General features: G+C 65.5%; 20 protein-coding genes. 10 read left to right on the top strand and 10 right to left on the bottom strand.

The features are described 5' to 3' along the window. Positions 1–60: 60 nt before the first annotated feature. Both ACYQ0L_RS12760 and ACYQ0L_RS12755 read right to left on the bottom strand, forming a co-directional pair. Positions 61–240: an EamA family transporter gene (locus ACYQ0L_RS12760; protein ID WP_459789642.1), complete on the bottom strand. Its 180-nt coding sequence runs from the start codon at positions 238–240 to the stop codon at positions 61–63. 274 nt (positions 241–514) lie between these two features. Beyond that, positions 515–2,086, bottom strand: coding sequence for an ABC-F family ATP-binding cassette domain-containing protein (locus tag ACYQ0L_RS12755; protein WP_459789641.1), 1,572 nt, complete (start codon positions 2,084–2,086; stop codon positions 515–517). Between the two features lie 396 nt (positions 2,087–2,482). On the opposite strand from ACYQ0L_RS12755, the gene ACYQ0L_RS12750 reads away from it, so the two are divergent. Both ACYQ0L_RS12750 and ACYQ0L_RS12745 read left to right on the top strand, forming a co-directional pair. After that, positions 2,483–2,731 (top strand): hypothetical protein, encoded by a 249-nt coding sequence (locus ACYQ0L_RS12750; RefSeq protein ID WP_459789639.1) that lies wholly within the window; start codon positions 2,483–2,485, stop codon positions 2,729–2,731. 201 nt (positions 2,732–2,932) lie between these two features. Continuing rightward, the gene (locus ACYQ0L_RS12745) at positions 2,933–3,478 is read left to right on the top strand and encodes a PAS domain-containing protein (RefSeq protein ID WP_459789638.1); all 546 of its coding nucleotides are present in this window, start codon (positions 2,933–2,935) and stop codon (positions 3,476–3,478) included. A gap of 251 nt (positions 3,479–3,729) precedes the next feature. On the opposite strand, the gene ACYQ0L_RS12740 is transcribed toward ACYQ0L_RS12745, so the two are convergent. The 6 genes from ACYQ0L_RS12740 to ACYQ0L_RS12715 form a co-directional block, all read right to left on the bottom strand. Next, entirely contained in the window at positions 3,730–4,194 is a 465-nt protein-coding gene (locus ACYQ0L_RS12740; RefSeq protein WP_459789637.1) for a hypothetical protein, read from the bottom strand. Positions 4,195–4,245: 51 nt separating this feature from the next. After that, on the bottom strand, positions 4,246–4,797 hold the full coding sequence (gene ssb / locus ACYQ0L_RS12735; RefSeq protein WP_459789635.1) for a single-stranded DNA-binding protein: 552 nt from the start codon (positions 4,795–4,797) through the stop codon (positions 4,246–4,248). Positions 4,798–4,886: 89 nt separating this feature from the next. Continuing rightward, positions 4,887–6,731 carry a ferrous iron transporter B gene (feoB, locus tag ACYQ0L_RS12730; protein ID WP_459789634.1) on the bottom strand — a complete coding sequence of 615 codons (1,845 nt, stop codon included), beginning with the start codon at positions 6,729–6,731 and terminating at the stop codon, positions 4,887–4,889. 9 nt (positions 6,732–6,740) lie between these two features. Continuing rightward, positions 6,741–6,980, bottom strand: a complete 240-nt coding sequence (locus ACYQ0L_RS12725; RefSeq protein WP_459789633.1) for a FeoA family protein — start codon at positions 6,978–6,980, stop codon at positions 6,741–6,743. Positions 6,981–7,054: 74 nt separating this feature from the next. Continuing rightward, complete coding sequence (locus tag ACYQ0L_RS12720; protein ID WP_459789631.1) at positions 7,055–7,720, bottom strand: COQ9 family protein; 666 nt, start codon at positions 7,718–7,720, stop codon at positions 7,055–7,057. A 15-nt stretch (positions 7,721–7,735) separates the two neighbouring features. After that, the gene (locus ACYQ0L_RS12715) at positions 7,736–8,359 is read right to left on the bottom strand and encodes an ankyrin repeat domain-containing protein (RefSeq protein ID WP_459789629.1); all 624 of its coding nucleotides are present in this window, start codon (positions 8,357–8,359) and stop codon (positions 7,736–7,738) included. 84 nt (positions 8,360–8,443) lie between these two features. On the opposite strand from ACYQ0L_RS12715, the gene ACYQ0L_RS12710 reads away from it, so the two are divergent. From ACYQ0L_RS12710 to ACYQ0L_RS12680, 7 genes are read left to right on the top strand one after another with little or no spacing between them, the layout of a single operon-like run. Continuing rightward, positions 8,444–9,043: an SCO family protein gene (locus ACYQ0L_RS12710; protein WP_459789628.1), complete on the top strand. Its 600-nt coding sequence runs from the start codon at positions 8,444–8,446 to the stop codon at positions 9,041–9,043. After that, positions 9,031–9,471 carry a YcgN family cysteine cluster protein gene (locus ACYQ0L_RS12705; RefSeq protein ID WP_459789627.1) on the top strand — a complete coding sequence of 147 codons (441 nt, stop codon included), beginning with the start codon at positions 9,031–9,033 and terminating at the stop codon, positions 9,469–9,471. Before ACYQ0L_RS12710 ends, ACYQ0L_RS12705 begins: the two co-directional genes overlap by 13 nt. After that, positions 9,468–10,187 carry a M48 family metallopeptidase gene (locus ACYQ0L_RS12700; RefSeq protein WP_459789626.1) on the top strand — a complete coding sequence of 240 codons (720 nt, stop codon included), beginning with the start codon at positions 9,468–9,470 and terminating at the stop codon, positions 10,185–10,187. The genes ACYQ0L_RS12705 and ACYQ0L_RS12700 overlap by 4 nt, the downstream gene beginning before the upstream one ends. Before the next feature lie 55 nt (positions 10,188–10,242). Next, a complete protein-coding gene (locus ACYQ0L_RS12695) occupies positions 10,243–10,695 on the top strand; it encodes a hypothetical protein (protein WP_459789625.1) in 453 nt (150 codons plus the stop codon). Next, positions 10,673–11,644 carry a bifunctional diaminohydroxyphosphoribosylaminopyrimidine deaminase/5-amino-6-(5-phosphoribosylamino)uracil reductase RibD gene (gene ribD, locus ACYQ0L_RS12690; protein WP_459789624.1) on the top strand — a complete coding sequence of 324 codons (972 nt, stop codon included), beginning with the start codon at positions 10,673–10,675 and terminating at the stop codon, positions 11,642–11,644. Before ACYQ0L_RS12695 ends, ribD begins: the two co-directional genes overlap by 23 nt. 10 nt (positions 11,645–11,654) lie before the next feature. Further along, on the top strand, positions 11,655–12,272 hold the full coding sequence (locus ACYQ0L_RS12685; protein WP_459789623.1) for a riboflavin synthase: 618 nt from the start codon (positions 11,655–11,657) through the stop codon (positions 12,270–12,272). Between the two features lie 29 nt (positions 12,273–12,301). Beyond that, positions 12,302–12,769 carry a hypothetical protein gene (locus ACYQ0L_RS12680; protein ID WP_459789621.1) on the top strand — a complete coding sequence of 156 codons (468 nt, stop codon included), beginning with the start codon at positions 12,302–12,304 and terminating at the stop codon, positions 12,767–12,769. A gap of 134 nt (positions 12,770–12,903) precedes the next feature. Here ACYQ0L_RS12680 and ACYQ0L_RS12675 read toward each other — a convergent pair whose 3' ends face one another. Next, entirely contained in the window at positions 12,904–13,380 is a 477-nt protein-coding gene (locus ACYQ0L_RS12675; protein ID WP_459789619.1) for a MarR family winged helix-turn-helix transcriptional regulator, read from the bottom strand. 131 nt (positions 13,381–13,511) lie between these two features. Between ACYQ0L_RS12675 and ACYQ0L_RS12670 the strand changes: the two genes are divergently transcribed. Then, positions 13,512–13,964, top strand: a complete 453-nt coding sequence (locus ACYQ0L_RS12670; RefSeq protein ID WP_459789617.1) for a hypothetical protein — start codon at positions 13,512–13,514, stop codon at positions 13,962–13,964. A 7-nt stretch (positions 13,965–13,971) separates the two neighbouring features. On the opposite strand, the gene map is transcribed toward ACYQ0L_RS12670, so the two are convergent. Continuing rightward, complete coding sequence (gene map, locus ACYQ0L_RS12665; RefSeq protein WP_459789672.1) at positions 13,972–14,739, bottom strand: type I methionyl aminopeptidase; 768 nt, start codon at positions 14,737–14,739, stop codon at positions 13,972–13,974.

Below are 14,739 nucleotides of genomic sequence, written 5' to 3'. Positions count from 1 at the left end.
GGTCACATTGGCGCGTGTGCGCCTATCGCGCGCCGGAATAAAGAGGCTTCGCGCGCCGCCCTATCGCTTTGCCTGCCCCCGCCTGTTCTCGACGATCATCAGCACCAGTCCGGCGAAGACCAGCCCGAACCCTGCGAGATGAAGCCACTGGAAGGCTTCGCCCAGCAGCAGGTAGGAAAGGACGAGCGCGGTGATCGGCATGATCGCCATGGCCGTCGGCCAGCCCGGGGCCTTGCGCACGCCGGTGTACCAGATGACGGGGCGAGCCCGCTGGTCGCCGCGCCCCGGAAGGCAAGCGCGCCGAGCCCAAAGCCAGTGGCCTGGCTGAAATCGAACGGGCGGCCGTCGAACACCAGCGCGAGCGCGACGAACAAGCGTCGTCTCGCAATCAGCCAGGCGATGGTGCCCGGGGGGGGGGGGGCGGAGGATGTGTTTCCAGACGCCCGGGAAAGACCACCGGGCGGACGGGACGTTCCGGGCAGGCCAAGGCCGACGGGTCGCCGACGACCGCGCGTCAGAGCGAAACCGACCTTTCGATACCGATCGCTTCGAGAAAGGCCGGATCGTGGCTCACCACCAGAAGTGCGCCATCGAACGCGCGCAGCGCGTCCTCCAACAGTTCGAGCGATCCGATGTCGAGGTGGTTGGTCGGCTCGTCGAGGATCAGGAGCCAGGGCGGCGTTGGGCCAGCCAGAGTTACCGCCAGGGCGGCCCGCAAGCGCTCGCCGCCCGACAGCGTACCGACCGTGCGCAGCGCGTCGCGATTGCGGAAGGCGAAGCGCGCGCACTGGGCATGGGCGCTCTCCCGATCCAGTTCGGGGTGACGCGCGCGCAGATTGGCGAGGATCGTCTCATCCCCATCCAGCAGATCGAGGTGCTGGTCTAGCATCGCGATACGTCCCTGCGCCCGGTATACCTCGCCCGCGACCGGATCCAGCAGGCCCGCCGCAACCCGCAGAAGCGTGGTCTTGCCCGCCCCGTTGCGGCCGGTCAGCGCCACGCGCTCGGGCCCGTCGATCCGCAAGCTCCACGGGCCAAGCCGGCGGGTGCCGACAGCGGCTTCGACGCGATCCAGCGTGAGCACCCTCGCGCCCGATGGCAGGCCGCTTGCGGGCATGTCGATTATGAGCGGGGTCACGATCTCCACCCGCGATTGCGCCTCCTCCCGGCGCTTGGCGGCCTCGCCGATCAGCCGATCGCTTGTCGCACCCTCGCGACCGGCGGTGTTCTCGGCCCGCTCGGCCCGGGCATCGAGCACGATCTTCGGCTCCGATCCCTTTGCAGCGACCGCCCGCCCCACCTTGTCGCGGCGCGCCTTGGCTTCGCGCCGCTCCTGCGCCGAACGCCGGGCGGAGCGAAGCGCGGCATCGGCCCGCTCGCTCTCCTCGGCAGCGCGCGTCCGCTCTGCCTCTCGCGCGGCAGCGAAGGCAGACCACCCGCCCCCGAAGCTGCGGACGCCGATGGGGGTCAGCTCCACGATCCGGTCCATGGCTTGGAGCAGCTGCCGGTCATGGCTGGCGACCAATACTCCGCCCCGCCAATCGGCGATCAGCGCCGCGATAGCAGCGCGCCCGGCGGCATCGAGATTATTGGTCGGCTCGTCCAGTAACAGGAGATCGGGCGCGTCCAGCCGCAGGCGCGCGATTCCGATGCGCGTCCGCTCCCCGCCCGAAAGCGTGCCGATCCGCCGGTCGAGCGGCATGGTGGGCAGGCCGACCTTCGCCAGCGCCGCCTCGACCCGTTTTTCGAGCGACCAGTCCGCGTTGGCGAAATCGTCCTGCGTCCCCTCGCCCGCCAGGATGCGTTGCACCGCGCCCCGACGATCTTCTACGCCGAGTGCACGCGCAATCGTCAGCTCCGGAGGCACATCCTGATGCAGGACGCCGAGCGTGCCCAAGCCGTGGATGCTGCCGCTCGCAGGCCTCGCCGCGCCAGCAATCATGTTGAGCAGGGTCGACTTGCCCGAGCCGTTACGCCCGACAAGGCCAACACGCTCGGCACCGATCGTGAGCGTCAGGTCATGGAAGAGCGGGCGGCCGTCAGGCGTATGTGCGGAAAGAGAATCGAGCGTGAGAAAAGGAGACATGGAGTACCGTGACAGGAGTGGAGACAAGGCGGTTTGCGTTGTTCGTCCTTCTATTCACGGCACAATTTCCTTCTCTGGCTCGGCTCGAATGTATGGATCAGGCGGACGCGATACAAGCGGCTACAGTGCGGGCCGATTGCGCGGCCGCACACCGGCGGAATACGGCAGGTTCGGCGCCAAGGCGGTATATCCGGCTATTCGGATCGAGGCAGACAATCCGCACAGCGAACCGCTGGCCAGAGCGCTTTTACAGGAGCATCCAAAGTAGCATCCGTATGTTTTACTTGACAGTTTTTTACGTCAAATATAGTTAACGCAACACCTTCTGATCTATCGGCGGATCACAGAATCGAGGGCGGAGGTACGGATCGCATATTTGAACGAGGTGTAAGACCTATGGTCGACATCATTTTCGCTGCGTTCTTCGGAACGGTAACAGCGATCTCCTCCGGGGTAATCCTAATCGCCGCGCAACAGTTTTTTCTTCTCTCCAGAAGTACCTCGATCAAGCTTGCTCGATTGCGTCGCATAAAGTCGCAGCCGCAGGTAAAAAGACTGCAGGCGTCCAATTGTGTGCCCGAAACCACGGTTGAACTCCACGGACCGGAGCCGGTTTCCGAAGAAACCACACGGACCGCTGCTTGAGACCACTTTGAAGACGGGAATAATCCGCTATCATCGCTCGCGGGATGACGGGACTTCACCGACTGCGAGGTTGCACCTCAGGATTGCCGGGTGCCAGTTTCGGAACATGTACGAGATTTGCGGCGTTCATGTTTTGAAATAGAAGTCATGGTTGGCGTTTTGCCGCTTCCCCTAGGGGCATGACTTTCGGAGCATGGCATCATGACGCCGATATTCTGGTTTATCCTTGCATTCGCGCTGACCTCAGCGGCGGCAGCGGCGCATCTGCTGCTCGAACGCGGAAGACTGCGGGCGGCAACCGACAGCACCGAACGAGACCAGGCATGGCTCGCGCTCGCCGAAGATGTCGGCGCGATAGCCACTTGGAGCCTCTCGGTCGCCAGGCAGGAAATCACCTGGTCCGACCGCGTCTTTGCCATTCACGCGCGAGACAAGGCTGAGGGCACTCCGACGCTTGGGGAGGCCATCGGCTATTATCACCCTGAAGACCGCGACATGGTGCGCGAAAATCTAGACCGATCGCTGGAGGTCGGTTGTCCCTTCGAAATCAGGGCCCGGCTTGTCGACGAAAACGCCTTGGAAAAGACAGTGATCGCACGCGGGGTCTGCAAGGTCGGGCCGACAGGCGAGGTCGCGGAGCTTTTCGGCGTGTTGATGACCACCGCTCCCTCGATCTCGATCAACGACGTCGGAAACGACAATCCGGAGCAGGACTTCATCGAAAGCGGATATCGGGCGAGCGACTAGTGCAAGCGGACAACGGGTCCGGGCGCGTCTGTTGCGATCCGAACGTTGCGGGCCTGCGGGCGAGCCTCCGAAGCTCGGTCAAATTGTCAGCAGACAAGGCAATACGGCTTTCCTACTCGCCACGGATGGGCAAGACTGTTCGCCGCTCTTTCCTGTCGTCTTATCCCGGTGAAAATCTCCGCCCCGATGGGGCCAACCTTTTGTCCCTTAGACAGTGTGTCAGGTGTGTCAGAAACCCTACAAAAAGCCCGTCAAAACGGCGCTGGCGGGCCGTAGAACATCGTGACCTCGATGATTCGGGTCACGTCCCTCGGCCAGGTCATCGTGACTTCGATCGTCCAGAGGGGCGCGTTGCCGCCGTTGGGGGCGACCGTGATCTCGTAGCGCGGGAAGACCTCGCCCTTGGGTGACTTGCGCTCGATCAGCCAGACATCGTCGAGGTTCAGATCGACGAAGGCATCGCGCGGGCCGATGCGGTTCTGGTCATAGGATGCAGGCGCCCCGCTGGAGAGTTCGAAATAGGCCTTTTCGCCGTTCTTCAGCTTAGCCTGCTCGCGGCGAAGCGCACCCAGCACAAGGCTCGCCTCGCTCGCATCGAGAGAACGCAGGTGCTCGGCGGGAAGATCCGGCTGCGATTGTGCATGAAGCACGCCGGGCGCACCGAGTGCCCCGGCGAGCGCTGCGATCGTGACGAGACGGAGCGAATGCTTGTTCATCCGCTCACACTATCCCGCCGCGCTGTATCGTCAGTGAATCTCTCCAGCGACCTAGAACGGAATGTCGTCTTCCAGATCGTCGTAATTGGCACCACCGCCCGAGCCACCGCCCGAACCGCCCCCGGAACCACCACCCTGGTTCCAGCCGCCACCCTGATCGCCGCCGTTCGGGCCGCCGCCGTAGCCGCCACCCGAACCGCCGCCGCGCTGGCCGCCGCCGAAGCCGCCGCCACCACCGCCGCCGCCACCCTGGGCGCCGTCGAGCATGGTCAGCGTGCCGTCGAAGCCGCGCAGCACCACTTCGGTGCTGTAGCGGTCCTGCCCGTTCTGGTCCTGCCACTTGCGGGTCTGCAGCTTGCCTTCGATGTAGACCTTACTGCCCTTCTTCAGGAACCGCTCGACCACATTGACGAGACCTTCGGAGAAGATCGCGACAGTGTGCCACTCGGTGCGTTCCTGCCGCTCGCCGGTGTTGCGGTCCTTCCACGTCTCGCTGGTCGCGATGCGCAGGTTGGCGACCTTGCCGCCGTTCTGGAAGCTGCGGATTTCAGGGTCCGCGCCCAGATTGCCGATCAGCATGACCTTGTTGAGGCTGCCCGCCATGATTCGTATCCCTTCGTGTCTGTTGCGCCCGGCCTATCGAATGGGGCGCATCGGGGCCAGTAGGGAAAGCGCCGATGTGAACAGGCTCGCTACAGGCCCAGCGCGACTGCGCTCCAGTAAGTGATCCCCGCGAACACATAAGCCAGCGCGAACAGGTAGCCGACCATGAAGGCGGGCCATTTCCATCCGTTGGTCTCGCGCCGCGCGACCGCGATGGTCGAAAGGCACTGCGGGGCGAACACGAACCAGGCGAGGAAGGCGAGCGCGGTCGGCAGGCTCCACCGGTTCGACAGGGTTCCGGCCAGACCTTCGGCCTCTTCCTCCTCGTCGTCCGCATCGATCGCATAGGTCGTCGCGAGCGCCGAGACGGCAACCTCGCGCGCGGCCATCGCCGGCACCAGCGCGAGGCTGATCTCGCGGTTAAAGCCAATCGGTTCGAGCACCACGCTGAGGCCGCCGGCAATCTTCCCCGCGATGGAAGCGTCGACCTGGCTTTCGCCCGGCTCCGCCTGCGGGAAGGTGAGCAGCAGCCACAGGATCACGGTGGCGGCGAAGATGATGGTACCGGCGCGGCGCAGGAACACCCACGCGCGCTGCCACAGGCCAAGGGCAAGGTCGGCCAGGCTGGGCAGCTGGTAGCGCGGCAGCTCCATGATGAAGCCGGTCGCCCCGCCCTTCGTCACCGTGCCGCGCAGCACCAGCGCCACGATCAGCGCGGCGACGATGCCGGCAAGGTAGAGGCAGAAGAGGACGAGGCCCTGCAGACCGATCCCTCCCCACACGGTGCGCTGCGGGATGAAGGCCGCGATGATAATGGCATAGACCGGCAGGCGCGCCGAACAGGTCATCAGCGGGGCGATGAGGATGGTGGTCAGCCGGTCCTTGGGATCCGCGATGCTACGCGTCGCCATGATCCCGGGGATCGCGCAGGCGAAGCTGGACAGCAGCGGGATGAAGCTGCGGCCCGACAGGCCCACCCCCGCCATCAGGCGGTCCATCAGGAAGGCGGCGCGGGCCATGTAGCCGGTCGCCTCCATGATCAGGATGAACAGGAACAAGATGACGATCTGCGGCAGGAACACGATGACCGCGCCCACACCCGCGATGACACCTTCGGTCAGCAGGTCGCGCAACAGGCTTTCGGGCATTGCGCCCTCCACCCATGCGCCAAGCGCACCGGCGGCCGCGTCGAGCCCGTCGGAGAGAGGTGTGGCCCATGCGAACACCGCCTGGAACATCACGAACAGCAAGACGAGCAGGACAACCGGGCCGATCCAAGGGTTGAGCAGGACCGTGTCCAGCCGGTCGCCCATACGGCGCGCTTTGGAAGTCTGGTAGACGACCGCCTTGGCGATCGTGCGCGCTTCCATCCGCCGCTCGGTCGCGTCGATCTTCGGTCGATCGGCCACGGTGCCGATATCGGCGCGCGCCGCGGCAATAGCGGACTTGAGTTCCTCGATCCCGCGACGGCGCACGGCCACGGTCTCGACCACGGGCACGCCAAGCGCTTGCGAGAGAACCGTCGCGTCGAGCTTCAGCCCGTCGCGTTCGGCCATATCGACCATGTTGAGCGCGACGATGGTGGGCTTGCCCAGCGCCAGCACTTCCTGCGCGAAGACGAGGTGCTGCTCCAGATTGCCCGCATCCAGCACCAGCACCAGCACATCGGGCTCCGCCTCGCCGGGAAACTCGCCGCGCACGACCTTGCCCGTCACCTCTTCGTCGGGGCTCGATGCATCGAAGGCATAGGCGCCGGGAAGATCGATCGCTTCGGCCTGAGAGCCGTCGGGCAACGCGAGGACACCCGCCACCCGTTCCACGGTCACGCCGGGATAGTTTGCGATCTTCTGCCGCGCACCGGTCAGCTTGTTGAAAAGGGCACTCTTGCCGGCATTGGGGTTGCCGAGCAGCGCGACGCGAAAGGAATCAGACATTGTTCGAGCTCACGCAGCTTCGAGGGAAATCGCAGCCGCCTGGCTCTTGCGCAGCGCGATGGTCATGCGCCCGATCGTGATCGCGACCGGATCGCGCCCACCGAACACGCCGTGATGCGCCATCCGCACCTCCACGCCGCTATCGAAGCCGAGTGCGCGCATGCGCTTGGCGTCGGCGATGGGCAGCGCGTTCCAGTCGATGGTCGCGATGCGAGCGGTGGTACCGGGTTCAAGGCTCTCGAGCGTCATGGCCGGGCTTCTGGCAAAGCGCCCATCATAATGCAACTGATTATCAATAAACCTTTGAGGTTTCTCGAAACGCCCTAGCGAGCCGGGTACCGCAGCCGCCCGAGCAGGCGTGCCGGGCTGAATCCGTCGCGCGGTGCGCCGCCCATAAACTGGGCCTTGGCCTTTTCGAACTGCATCACGTTCTCGATCCGCCGGTCGAGGAACGCCAGGGTTTCGGCCTTGCCCTCGCTCTGGTCGTCGACCCAGACGAGCAGCGTGGCACTGTAGAGCGAGGCGAGGATCATGCGCTTGGTATAGTGGTTGTAATCGGTCGCGGTGTCGCCTGCGAGCCGCCACATGAGATCAGCGCTCTTCCACGCCCCCCGTAGCGATGCGCTCACATTCAGGGGCATGGCGCCGATCGCCAGCGCGCGGCGCATCGCCTCTTCCTGGCCAGCGACCGCATCGAGCCGATAGAGCACGAGGTCGCGAATCTTCTCCCGGATCTTGCGGTCCGCCAGCACGTCCTGCGGCAGGTCGCGCGCCATCGCCGCATCGATCGACTCGATCCACGCGGACACCATCGCCATCGGCCCGCCCTTGAACGCAAGCCGCGCGAGCGCCGGATCGACGCCCTCCATTTCGGCGGCGGAGGTTAAGGCGGCATCGGTCCACCCGTCGAAGATCGCCGAGTCGGCGATGGCGGGGGCGAGCGCGATGCGCAGTTCGTCGAGTGTGAGGTCGGCAGCGTTATCGATCATGATGCGATTGGGCCCCTAGAGGCTCGGCCCGTATTGCTGGGTCGAGTTTTCCTTGCGAGCTGCTTCGGCGGAGGCGAATTCCTCCGAAAGACGCCGCTCGTTGATCAGCGCAACGTAGTCGCGCGCCGAGCGGCCCGAATTGTCGGCATGGTCGGGGTCCGCGCCATTCGCCAGCAGGACACGTACCAACGGCACATCGCGGCTGTGCACCGCAAAGATCAGCGGGGTCTCGCCGGTGCTCGACAATGGATCGACCCGTGCGCCCGCTTTGAGCAGCGCGGTCACACTCTCGATATCGCCCAGACGCGTCGATACCATCAGCGGCGTCACGCCTTCCTTGTTCGCGATGTTGGGATTGGCGCCGTTGCCCGTCAGGAACTTGATCCACTGCGAATCGCGACGCGCCGCAACGATATGGAGCGCAGTCTCGCCGCTGGTGAGGTCGCGCGAATTGATCGCGGTATTGCCGCCCGCCTGCTTGACGATCTCGGTCACCTTGGTGCCATCGCCATCACGCACGGCCTTGAGAAACTTCGCGCCGTCGGAGGGCAGGCTGCTTTGCGCGGCGACCGCGCTTCCCAGCGCGACGAGCGACAGAACGACCACGCGGGCCCCATTGCGGAAAAACGGCAGCGACACCTTACACACTCCTGTTATAGCCCCTAGTTCGTTCGGGACATGCCCTTCCCCATCCGCAGTTAGCAGACGCTGAACCCGATTGCCATGAGCACACTGACCACCACGATACGACTTCTCGCCCCGCTCGCGCTGGCCTTGTCCGCCTGTTCGCAAGGGACGCAGCCTGCCGGCCCGCCACCGCTCGAAGGGGCCGCGATCGGCGGCGATTTCACTCTCACGGGCGAAGATGGCAAACAGGTGTCGTGGAGCGATTTCGACGGGCAGTATCGCACGATCTATTTCGGCTACACCTTCTGCCCCGACGTATGCCCGGTGGACGTCCAGCGAGCGATGGCGGGGCTCAAGCGGTTCGAGCAAAGCGATCCCGAACGCGCGGCGAAGATCCAGCCGCTATTCGTCAGCGTGGACCCGGAGCGCGATACGCCTGCTGCACTCACCGAATTTACCGATGCCTTCCACCCCCGGCTGATCGGGATGACCGGCAGCAAGGAACAGCTCGACAAGACGGTAAAGGACTTCGCCGCCTATTACCGGATCGGTGACAAGAGCGAGGGCGGCGGCTACCTCGTCGATCACACCAACATCACCTATCTGTTCGGTCCCGAAGGCGAACCGATCGCGATCTTGCCGACCGACGAAGGCCCCGAAGCGGTCGCTACGGAACTCGCCCGATGGGTGCGCTGAGGGACCGCTTCTGGGAGCGGCCGCTGAGTGAACTCTCGCAGGCAGAGTGGGAGGCGCTGTGCGACGGCTGCGGCCGCTGCTGCCTGCACAAGCTCGAAGACGAGGACACCGGCGAAATCGCCGAGACCAATGTCGCGTGCCGCCTGCTCGACTGCAAGACCGCGCGCTGCCGCGACTATGCCAACCGCAAGAGCTATGTGCCCGATTGCCTGCGGCTGACCCGCTCGCTGGTCGACAAGCTGCCGTGGTTGCCGGAAACCTGCGCCTATCGCCGCCGCGCCGAAGACCGCCCGCTACCTGGCTGGCACTACCTGCTCACCGGATCGCGCGAGGACGTGCACCACGAAGGCGCGGGCGTTGCCGGGCGGGTCGTCTCCGAGACGCAGGCCGGGCCACTGGAGCATCACATCGTCGAGTGGAGCCAGTGATCGACTGGCTGCGCGAGCCCGCCGACCCGGTGGTCGCGCTGCCCGGGGGCGACCTTCCGCTGGTAATCAGGCGCCATCCGCGCGCCAAGCGGATGACCTTGCGCCTGTCCGACGATGGCGAGAGCGTCGCGGTCACGCTGCCGCGCTGGGGGACCACGCGCGAGGCGTTGCGGTTCGCGCAGTCGCGGGCCGACTGGCTGGAGGCGCAGCGCCAGCGCAGGCCGGGTCACAGCGAACCGCGCCCCGGCGATACGCTTCCCTTCAGGGGCCGCGATCTCGTGATCGACTGGCGCGAGGATCGGCCCCGCCGGATCGTGGCCAGCGACTCCACCCTCTCGCTTGGCGGGCCGCATGACAGCCTTGCCCCCCGCATCAAGCGCTGGCTGCAGGGCGAGGCGCGCGCGTTGTTCGCCCCCGACCTGGCGTTCTACGCGTCGCGCGCCGGGCTCATGATGCCGAACTTCGCGCTCAGCAGCGCGCGTCGTCGTTGGGGCAGTTGCTCTTCGAACGGGACGATCCGCCTCAACTGGCGGCTCGCAATGGCACCCGATGCGGTCCGCCGCTCGGTCGTCGCGCACGAGACCGCGCACCGCGTCCATTTCGACCATTCGCCTGCATTCCACGCCCTGCTGGCCGACCTGTTCGAAGGCGACCTGCCGGAGGCGGAAGGCTGGCTGAAAGCGAACGGGCCGCAGCTTTTCGCACGCTTCGGCTGATACGGGCGCCACATCCGCACTGGCGGGGTCACGCTGCAACGCTTATGTTGGGCGAATGCGCATCAGCCCCAAATACGATGTCGCCGGCGGGATCGGCGATTTCTGGAAAGAGATCCGGCGTCCCCAGCCCTTCCGCATTCCGATCCTGATCGCGTCCTGCGCGTTCCCGGCGTTCTTCCTCTACTTCTTTTCGCAGGAGCGCGTGTTCGTGCCCCCTGCCCCGCCCGAGGTGGTGTATATCACCACCTTCGCGCCGGACCGGAGCGAGGAAGAGATCATCGCTTCCAACCTCGAGAATCAGGAGCGCAAGGAAGCGCGCCAGCGTCTTGAAGAAGCGCGAATCGAGAAGCGGCGCGAGATGTACCGCGCGCTGGGCCAGGCGACCGGGCTCGATACCGACAAGATGGAGGCCGAGATCGCGGCCGAAAAGGCGCGCGAGGAAGCCGCCCGGCAGGAACGTCTCGAGCAGGTAACGGGCGGATCGGTTGACGACACCAGCGCCGAATGATGCACGCTGGCTCGCCGCCGCGGCGCGGCTGGCCCTGCGCGCTCGCCCCGCCAGCAACCCCAATCCGCCGGTCGGCTGCCTCATCGTGCAGCACGACCGCGTGGTCGGACGCGGCTGGACACAGGCCGGTGGGCGTCCGCACGCCGAAGCGATGGCTCTGGATGCTACGGGCCATGCGGCGCGCGGCGCGGATGTCTACGCCACGCTCGAGCCCTGCGCGCACCAGTCTCCGCGTGGTCCCGCCTGCACCGACCGGCTGATCGAAGCGCAGCCTGCACGAGTCGTCATCGGCGAGATCGACCCCGATCCGCGCACCGCCGGACAGGGGATCGAACGGCTGCGTGCGGCGGGGATCGAAGTCGTAGTGCTCGACTGCCCGCACAGCGCGGCGAGCCTTTCCGGATACCTGACTCGCGCGGCGCTGAACCGCCCGCATGTCACCCTGAAGCTCGCGCTCTCGCTCGACGGGTGCATCGCGATGGCGGACGGGACCAGCCAGTGGATCACCGGAGAATCCGCGCGCGCGCACGTCCATTCGCGCCGCGCGCTGGCCGATGCGATCCTGGTTGGCGGCGGCACCTGGCGCGGCGACCGGCCCCGGCTCGACGTGCGCCTCCCGGGCCTCGAGCAGAGCAGCCCGCAGCGTTGGGTGCTGACCTCGCAGGGGGTGGACGGCGCGCAGGCCATTGCGACACCGCAGGACATCGCGCAGATCCCCGCGCAATACCTCTACGTGGAGGGCGGCGCGCAAACCGCAGCCAGCTTCCTCGCGCAAGACCTCGTCGACCGGCTGGAGATCTACCGCGCCCCGATCCTGATCGGCGGCGGCATGCCCGCCCTGCCCGATTTCGGCCTTGCCGAGCTTGCACAGGCGCACCGACGCTGGCAGCCGGTCGAGCATCGGATGCTCGGCCCCGACACCTTCGAGGCTTTTGCCCGCATCCGCTGAAGGAGCACCAATGTTCACCGGAATCGTCACCGCCATCGGCACCGTTTCATCGATCGAGCAGCGGGGGGACCTGCACGTGCGGATCGCCTGCCCCTTCGATCCCGAACGGATCGCCATCGGTGCCTCGATCGCCTGTTCGGGCGTGTGCCTGACGGTGACGGAGCGCGGCGGCACTCCGGGCGATGCGTGGTTTGCGGTCGATGTTTCGCAGGAGACGGTTTCACGCACTGTGCCTGGCCAGTGGGAGCAAGGCGCGCGCCTCAATCTAGAGCCGTCGCTGCGCCTTGGCGACGAACTTGGCGGGCACCTTGTCACCGGCCATGTCGACGCGGTCGGCGAAGTGGCGGAGAAGCGCAACGTCGATGGCTCGATCCACTTCGAGATTCGCGCGCCCAAAACGCTCGCCCCGTTCATCGCGCCCAAGGGATCGATCACGGTCGACGGCGTCTCGCTGACGGTCAACGCAGTGGAAGACGAGGCGGACGGCTCGGCCCGCTTCGCGCTCAACATCATCCCCCATACCGGCGAGGTCACGACGCTGGGCGCATTGACGCAAGGTGACCACGTAAACCTCGAAATCGATGTGCTCGCGCGTTATCTCAAGCGGATGCAGACCTTGGCCGGCTGATCGGGAGACAGGTGATAACATACGGGTTTTTGCTGCTGCTGGCGCTGTTCATGCGCTTTGGCCCGGACATCCCCTTCCGGCGGATGTTCAACGAGCATCTGGTCGAGCGACCTCTCCACATCCTGCTGGCCAGGAAGCGGCACCAATACCTCGCCGTGGTAATTGGAGGCGTCATGCTGTTGCTCGGCGGCGAGATGGTGCTCCTCTTCGGGCCGGAACTGGTGCTCTCCTATGCCGCGGACCTCGCGCTGTATATCGATGCCGTGATCGTTGCCGCTGCTGGTACGTCGTGGAGCCGGACGCAGGGCCTAGTCGCCCGCTACCGGCCCCGCTTCGAGCGCAATCTCGGGGGCCAGCGCAAGGCTAGCGCGGCCACACCGCGTTCCAAACGCACCCGGCACGCGCCCGCCTCTCTGACCAAGGCCAATGACGACGATAGCGACCGAGCCGGTACCGGATTCGTTGCGGCATCGCAGCCTTTTGCAATCGCGGCCTGACACACTTGGCACACAGTCTAAGAGAGAAATTCCCGCCGGCCCTTCGCGGCGAATTTCGGGCAGGTTCGACGCTTTGAAAGAGCAGGACCGGGCCTAGCAGTCCGAAGCGCTGTAGGACAGTTTCTGCGGGTGGCTCAGCGCTCTTCGCGTGGCAGGGCCTCGCGCCCGATGTCGGCCTGTTCGCCATCGTCGAATGTCTCGATGATCTTGGTAACGAGGTCCAGAAAGCGGGTCCGTTCTTCTGCCGAGAGGCCGGACAGGGCCGCATCGTTCACCCTCACCGCCGCATCGATCGCCGGCCCCTTCAGGCGCTTGCCCAGATCGGTTAGACGGATTTCCTGCACCCGCCCGTCCGTCTGGCTGCGATGCCGTGCGATCAGCCCGTCGCGCTGCATCCGCGCAAGCGTGTTCGCCATGGTGGCCTGCTCCACCCCTATCCGGCGCACCAGTTCGGTCTGTGTCAGGCCATCTTCCTCCCACAGCTGAACCATCACCGGGAACACCCCGGTCGAGAGCCCGATGGGCTTTATCTTCGCCTGTAGCGCAGCGGCAAAGCGGCGCGCGACATCGTTCACGAGATAGCCGGCAGAGGTGTCTTTCGAAAATTCCATGATCCCGGATAGATCGCCACAAGACGCGATGCAAGATTAGTATAGCTTGCTATTTATATGTAGAATAGCTAGCTATGTATCTGGCAGGCCGCGTTTCCCGCGACGCGCCATTAGCATCACGGAGCACCACAATGTCGAAATTCGTCCACCCCATCGCCGGAACCCTCGCGACATTGCTCGTCGCGGGCTTCTGGCTGTCGACCGTCGCAGTTGAAGCCATCGGCACCCACGCGCAGATCGCGTCGCTGAAGATGGCCCTGCCGTGGGCGTTCCTACTGCTCGTCCCTGCGCTGGCGGCAACCGGTGGCACGGGCATGATCCGGTCGCGCGGTCACCGTGGAGGGATTGTCGGGCGCAAGCTGCGCCGCATGCCGATTGTCGCGGCGAACGGCATCATCGTGCTGATCCCGGCGGCGCTGTTTCTTGCATGGAAAGCGCGCGCCGGCGAATTCGATACGGCGTTCTACGCGGTACAGGCGCTCGAACTGGTGGCGGGCGCGGTGAATTTCGCATTGCTGGCGCTGAACATGCGCGACGGCCTCCGCATGACCCGGCGTCTACCTGTGGCGCTGCGGCGGAGCTGACCGGGGGCTAGGCGGGCGCTTTCTCGTCCTGCCTCAGCGTCAGGACCTCCACCCCGTCCGCTGTCACTGCGACAGTATGCTCGAACTGGGCGGAGAGCTTCCCGTCCCGGGTCATGACCGTCCAGCCATCGTCGCGCGTGACAGTCGCCGCGCGGCCCAGGTTGACCATCGGTTCGATGGTGAAGGTCATCCCTTCGCGCAGGCGCAGGCCCCTTCCCGGCCGGCCATGGTTTAGCACCTGTGGCTCCTCGTGCATCTCGCGCCCGATGCCGTGGCCGCAATATTCGCGCACGACGGTGCAGTTGTTCTTCTTGGCATGTTTCTCGATCGCGTAGCCAACATCGCCCAGATGCGCGCCGGGCCGGACCGCGCGGATGCCCGCCCACATGGCGTCCTGCGCTATCCGGGCGATACGCTTGCCCTGCGGCGAGACGTCACCGACAAGATAGGTCTTGCTGGAGTCAGCGATGAACCCGTCCTTCTCCAGCGTGATGTCGAGATTGATGATGTCGCCATCGCGCACGATCACCTCGTCGGACGGCACGCCGTGACACACCACCTCGTTGATCGAGCAGTTGAGCACGTACTCGTAGCCGTACTGCCCCTTGCTCGCAGGGCGCGCGGCGCAATCTTCGCGGATGAAGCGCTCCACCAAGTCGTTGATCTGCATCGTCGACATGCCCGCCAGATCGACCGTGTCGAGCATTTCGAACACCGAGGCGAGCAGCCGCCCCGACGCGCGCATCAGCGCGAGTTCTTCCGTGGTCTTGACCAT

It is taken from the genome of Alteriqipengyuania triglochinis (genome assembly GCF_054655655.1).
This window is presented reverse-complemented; position numbering and strand designations above follow the sequence as displayed.

Coding starts and splice junctions, on each gene's coding strand:
- map (WP_459789672.1), bottom strand. CDS start 14,739: ATGGTCAAGACCACGGAAGAACTCGCGCTGATGCGCGCGTCGGGGCGG.
- ssb (WP_459789635.1), bottom strand. CDS start 4,797: ATGGCGGGCAGCCTCAACAAGGTCATGCTGATCGGCAATCTGGGCGCG.
- ACYQ0L_RS12685 (WP_459789623.1), top strand. CDS start 11,655: ATGTTCACCGGAATCGTCACCGCCATCGGCACCGTTTCATCGATCGAG.
- ACYQ0L_RS12755 (WP_459789641.1), bottom strand. CDS start 2,086: ATGTCTCCTTTTCTCACGCTCGATTCTCTTTCCGCACATACGCCTGAC.
- ACYQ0L_RS12675 (WP_459789619.1), bottom strand. CDS start 13,380: ATGGAATTTTCGAAAGACACCTCTGCCGGCTATCTCGTGAACGATGTC.
- ACYQ0L_RS12750 (WP_459789639.1), top strand. CDS start 2,483: ATGGTCGACATCATTTTCGCTGCGTTCTTCGGAACGGTAACAGCGATC.
- ACYQ0L_RS12740 (WP_459789637.1), bottom strand. CDS start 4,194: ATGAACAAGCATTCGCTCCGTCTCGTCACGATCGCAGCGCTCGCCGGG.
- ACYQ0L_RS12705 (WP_459789627.1), top strand. CDS start 9,031: ATGGGTGCGCTGAGGGACCGCTTCTGGGAGCGGCCGCTGAGTGAACTC.
- ACYQ0L_RS12695 (WP_459789625.1), top strand. CDS start 10,243: ATGCGCATCAGCCCCAAATACGATGTCGCCGGCGGGATCGGCGATTTC.
- ACYQ0L_RS12710 (WP_459789628.1), top strand. CDS start 8,444: ATGAGCACACTGACCACCACGATACGACTTCTCGCCCCGCTCGCGCTG.
- ACYQ0L_RS12670 (WP_459789617.1), top strand. CDS start 13,512: ATGTCGAAATTCGTCCACCCCATCGCCGGAACCCTCGCGACATTGCTC.
- feoB (WP_459789634.1), bottom strand. CDS start 6,731: ATGTCTGATTCCTTTCGCGTCGCGCTGCTCGGCAACCCCAATGCCGGC.
- ACYQ0L_RS12745 (WP_459789638.1), top strand. CDS start 2,933: ATGACGCCGATATTCTGGTTTATCCTTGCATTCGCGCTGACCTCAGCG.
- ACYQ0L_RS12720 (WP_459789631.1), bottom strand. CDS start 7,720: ATGATCGATAACGCTGCCGACCTCACACTCGACGAACTGCGCATCGCG.
- ACYQ0L_RS12725 (WP_459789633.1), bottom strand. CDS start 6,980: ATGACGCTCGAGAGCCTTGAACCCGGTACCACCGCTCGCATCGCGACC.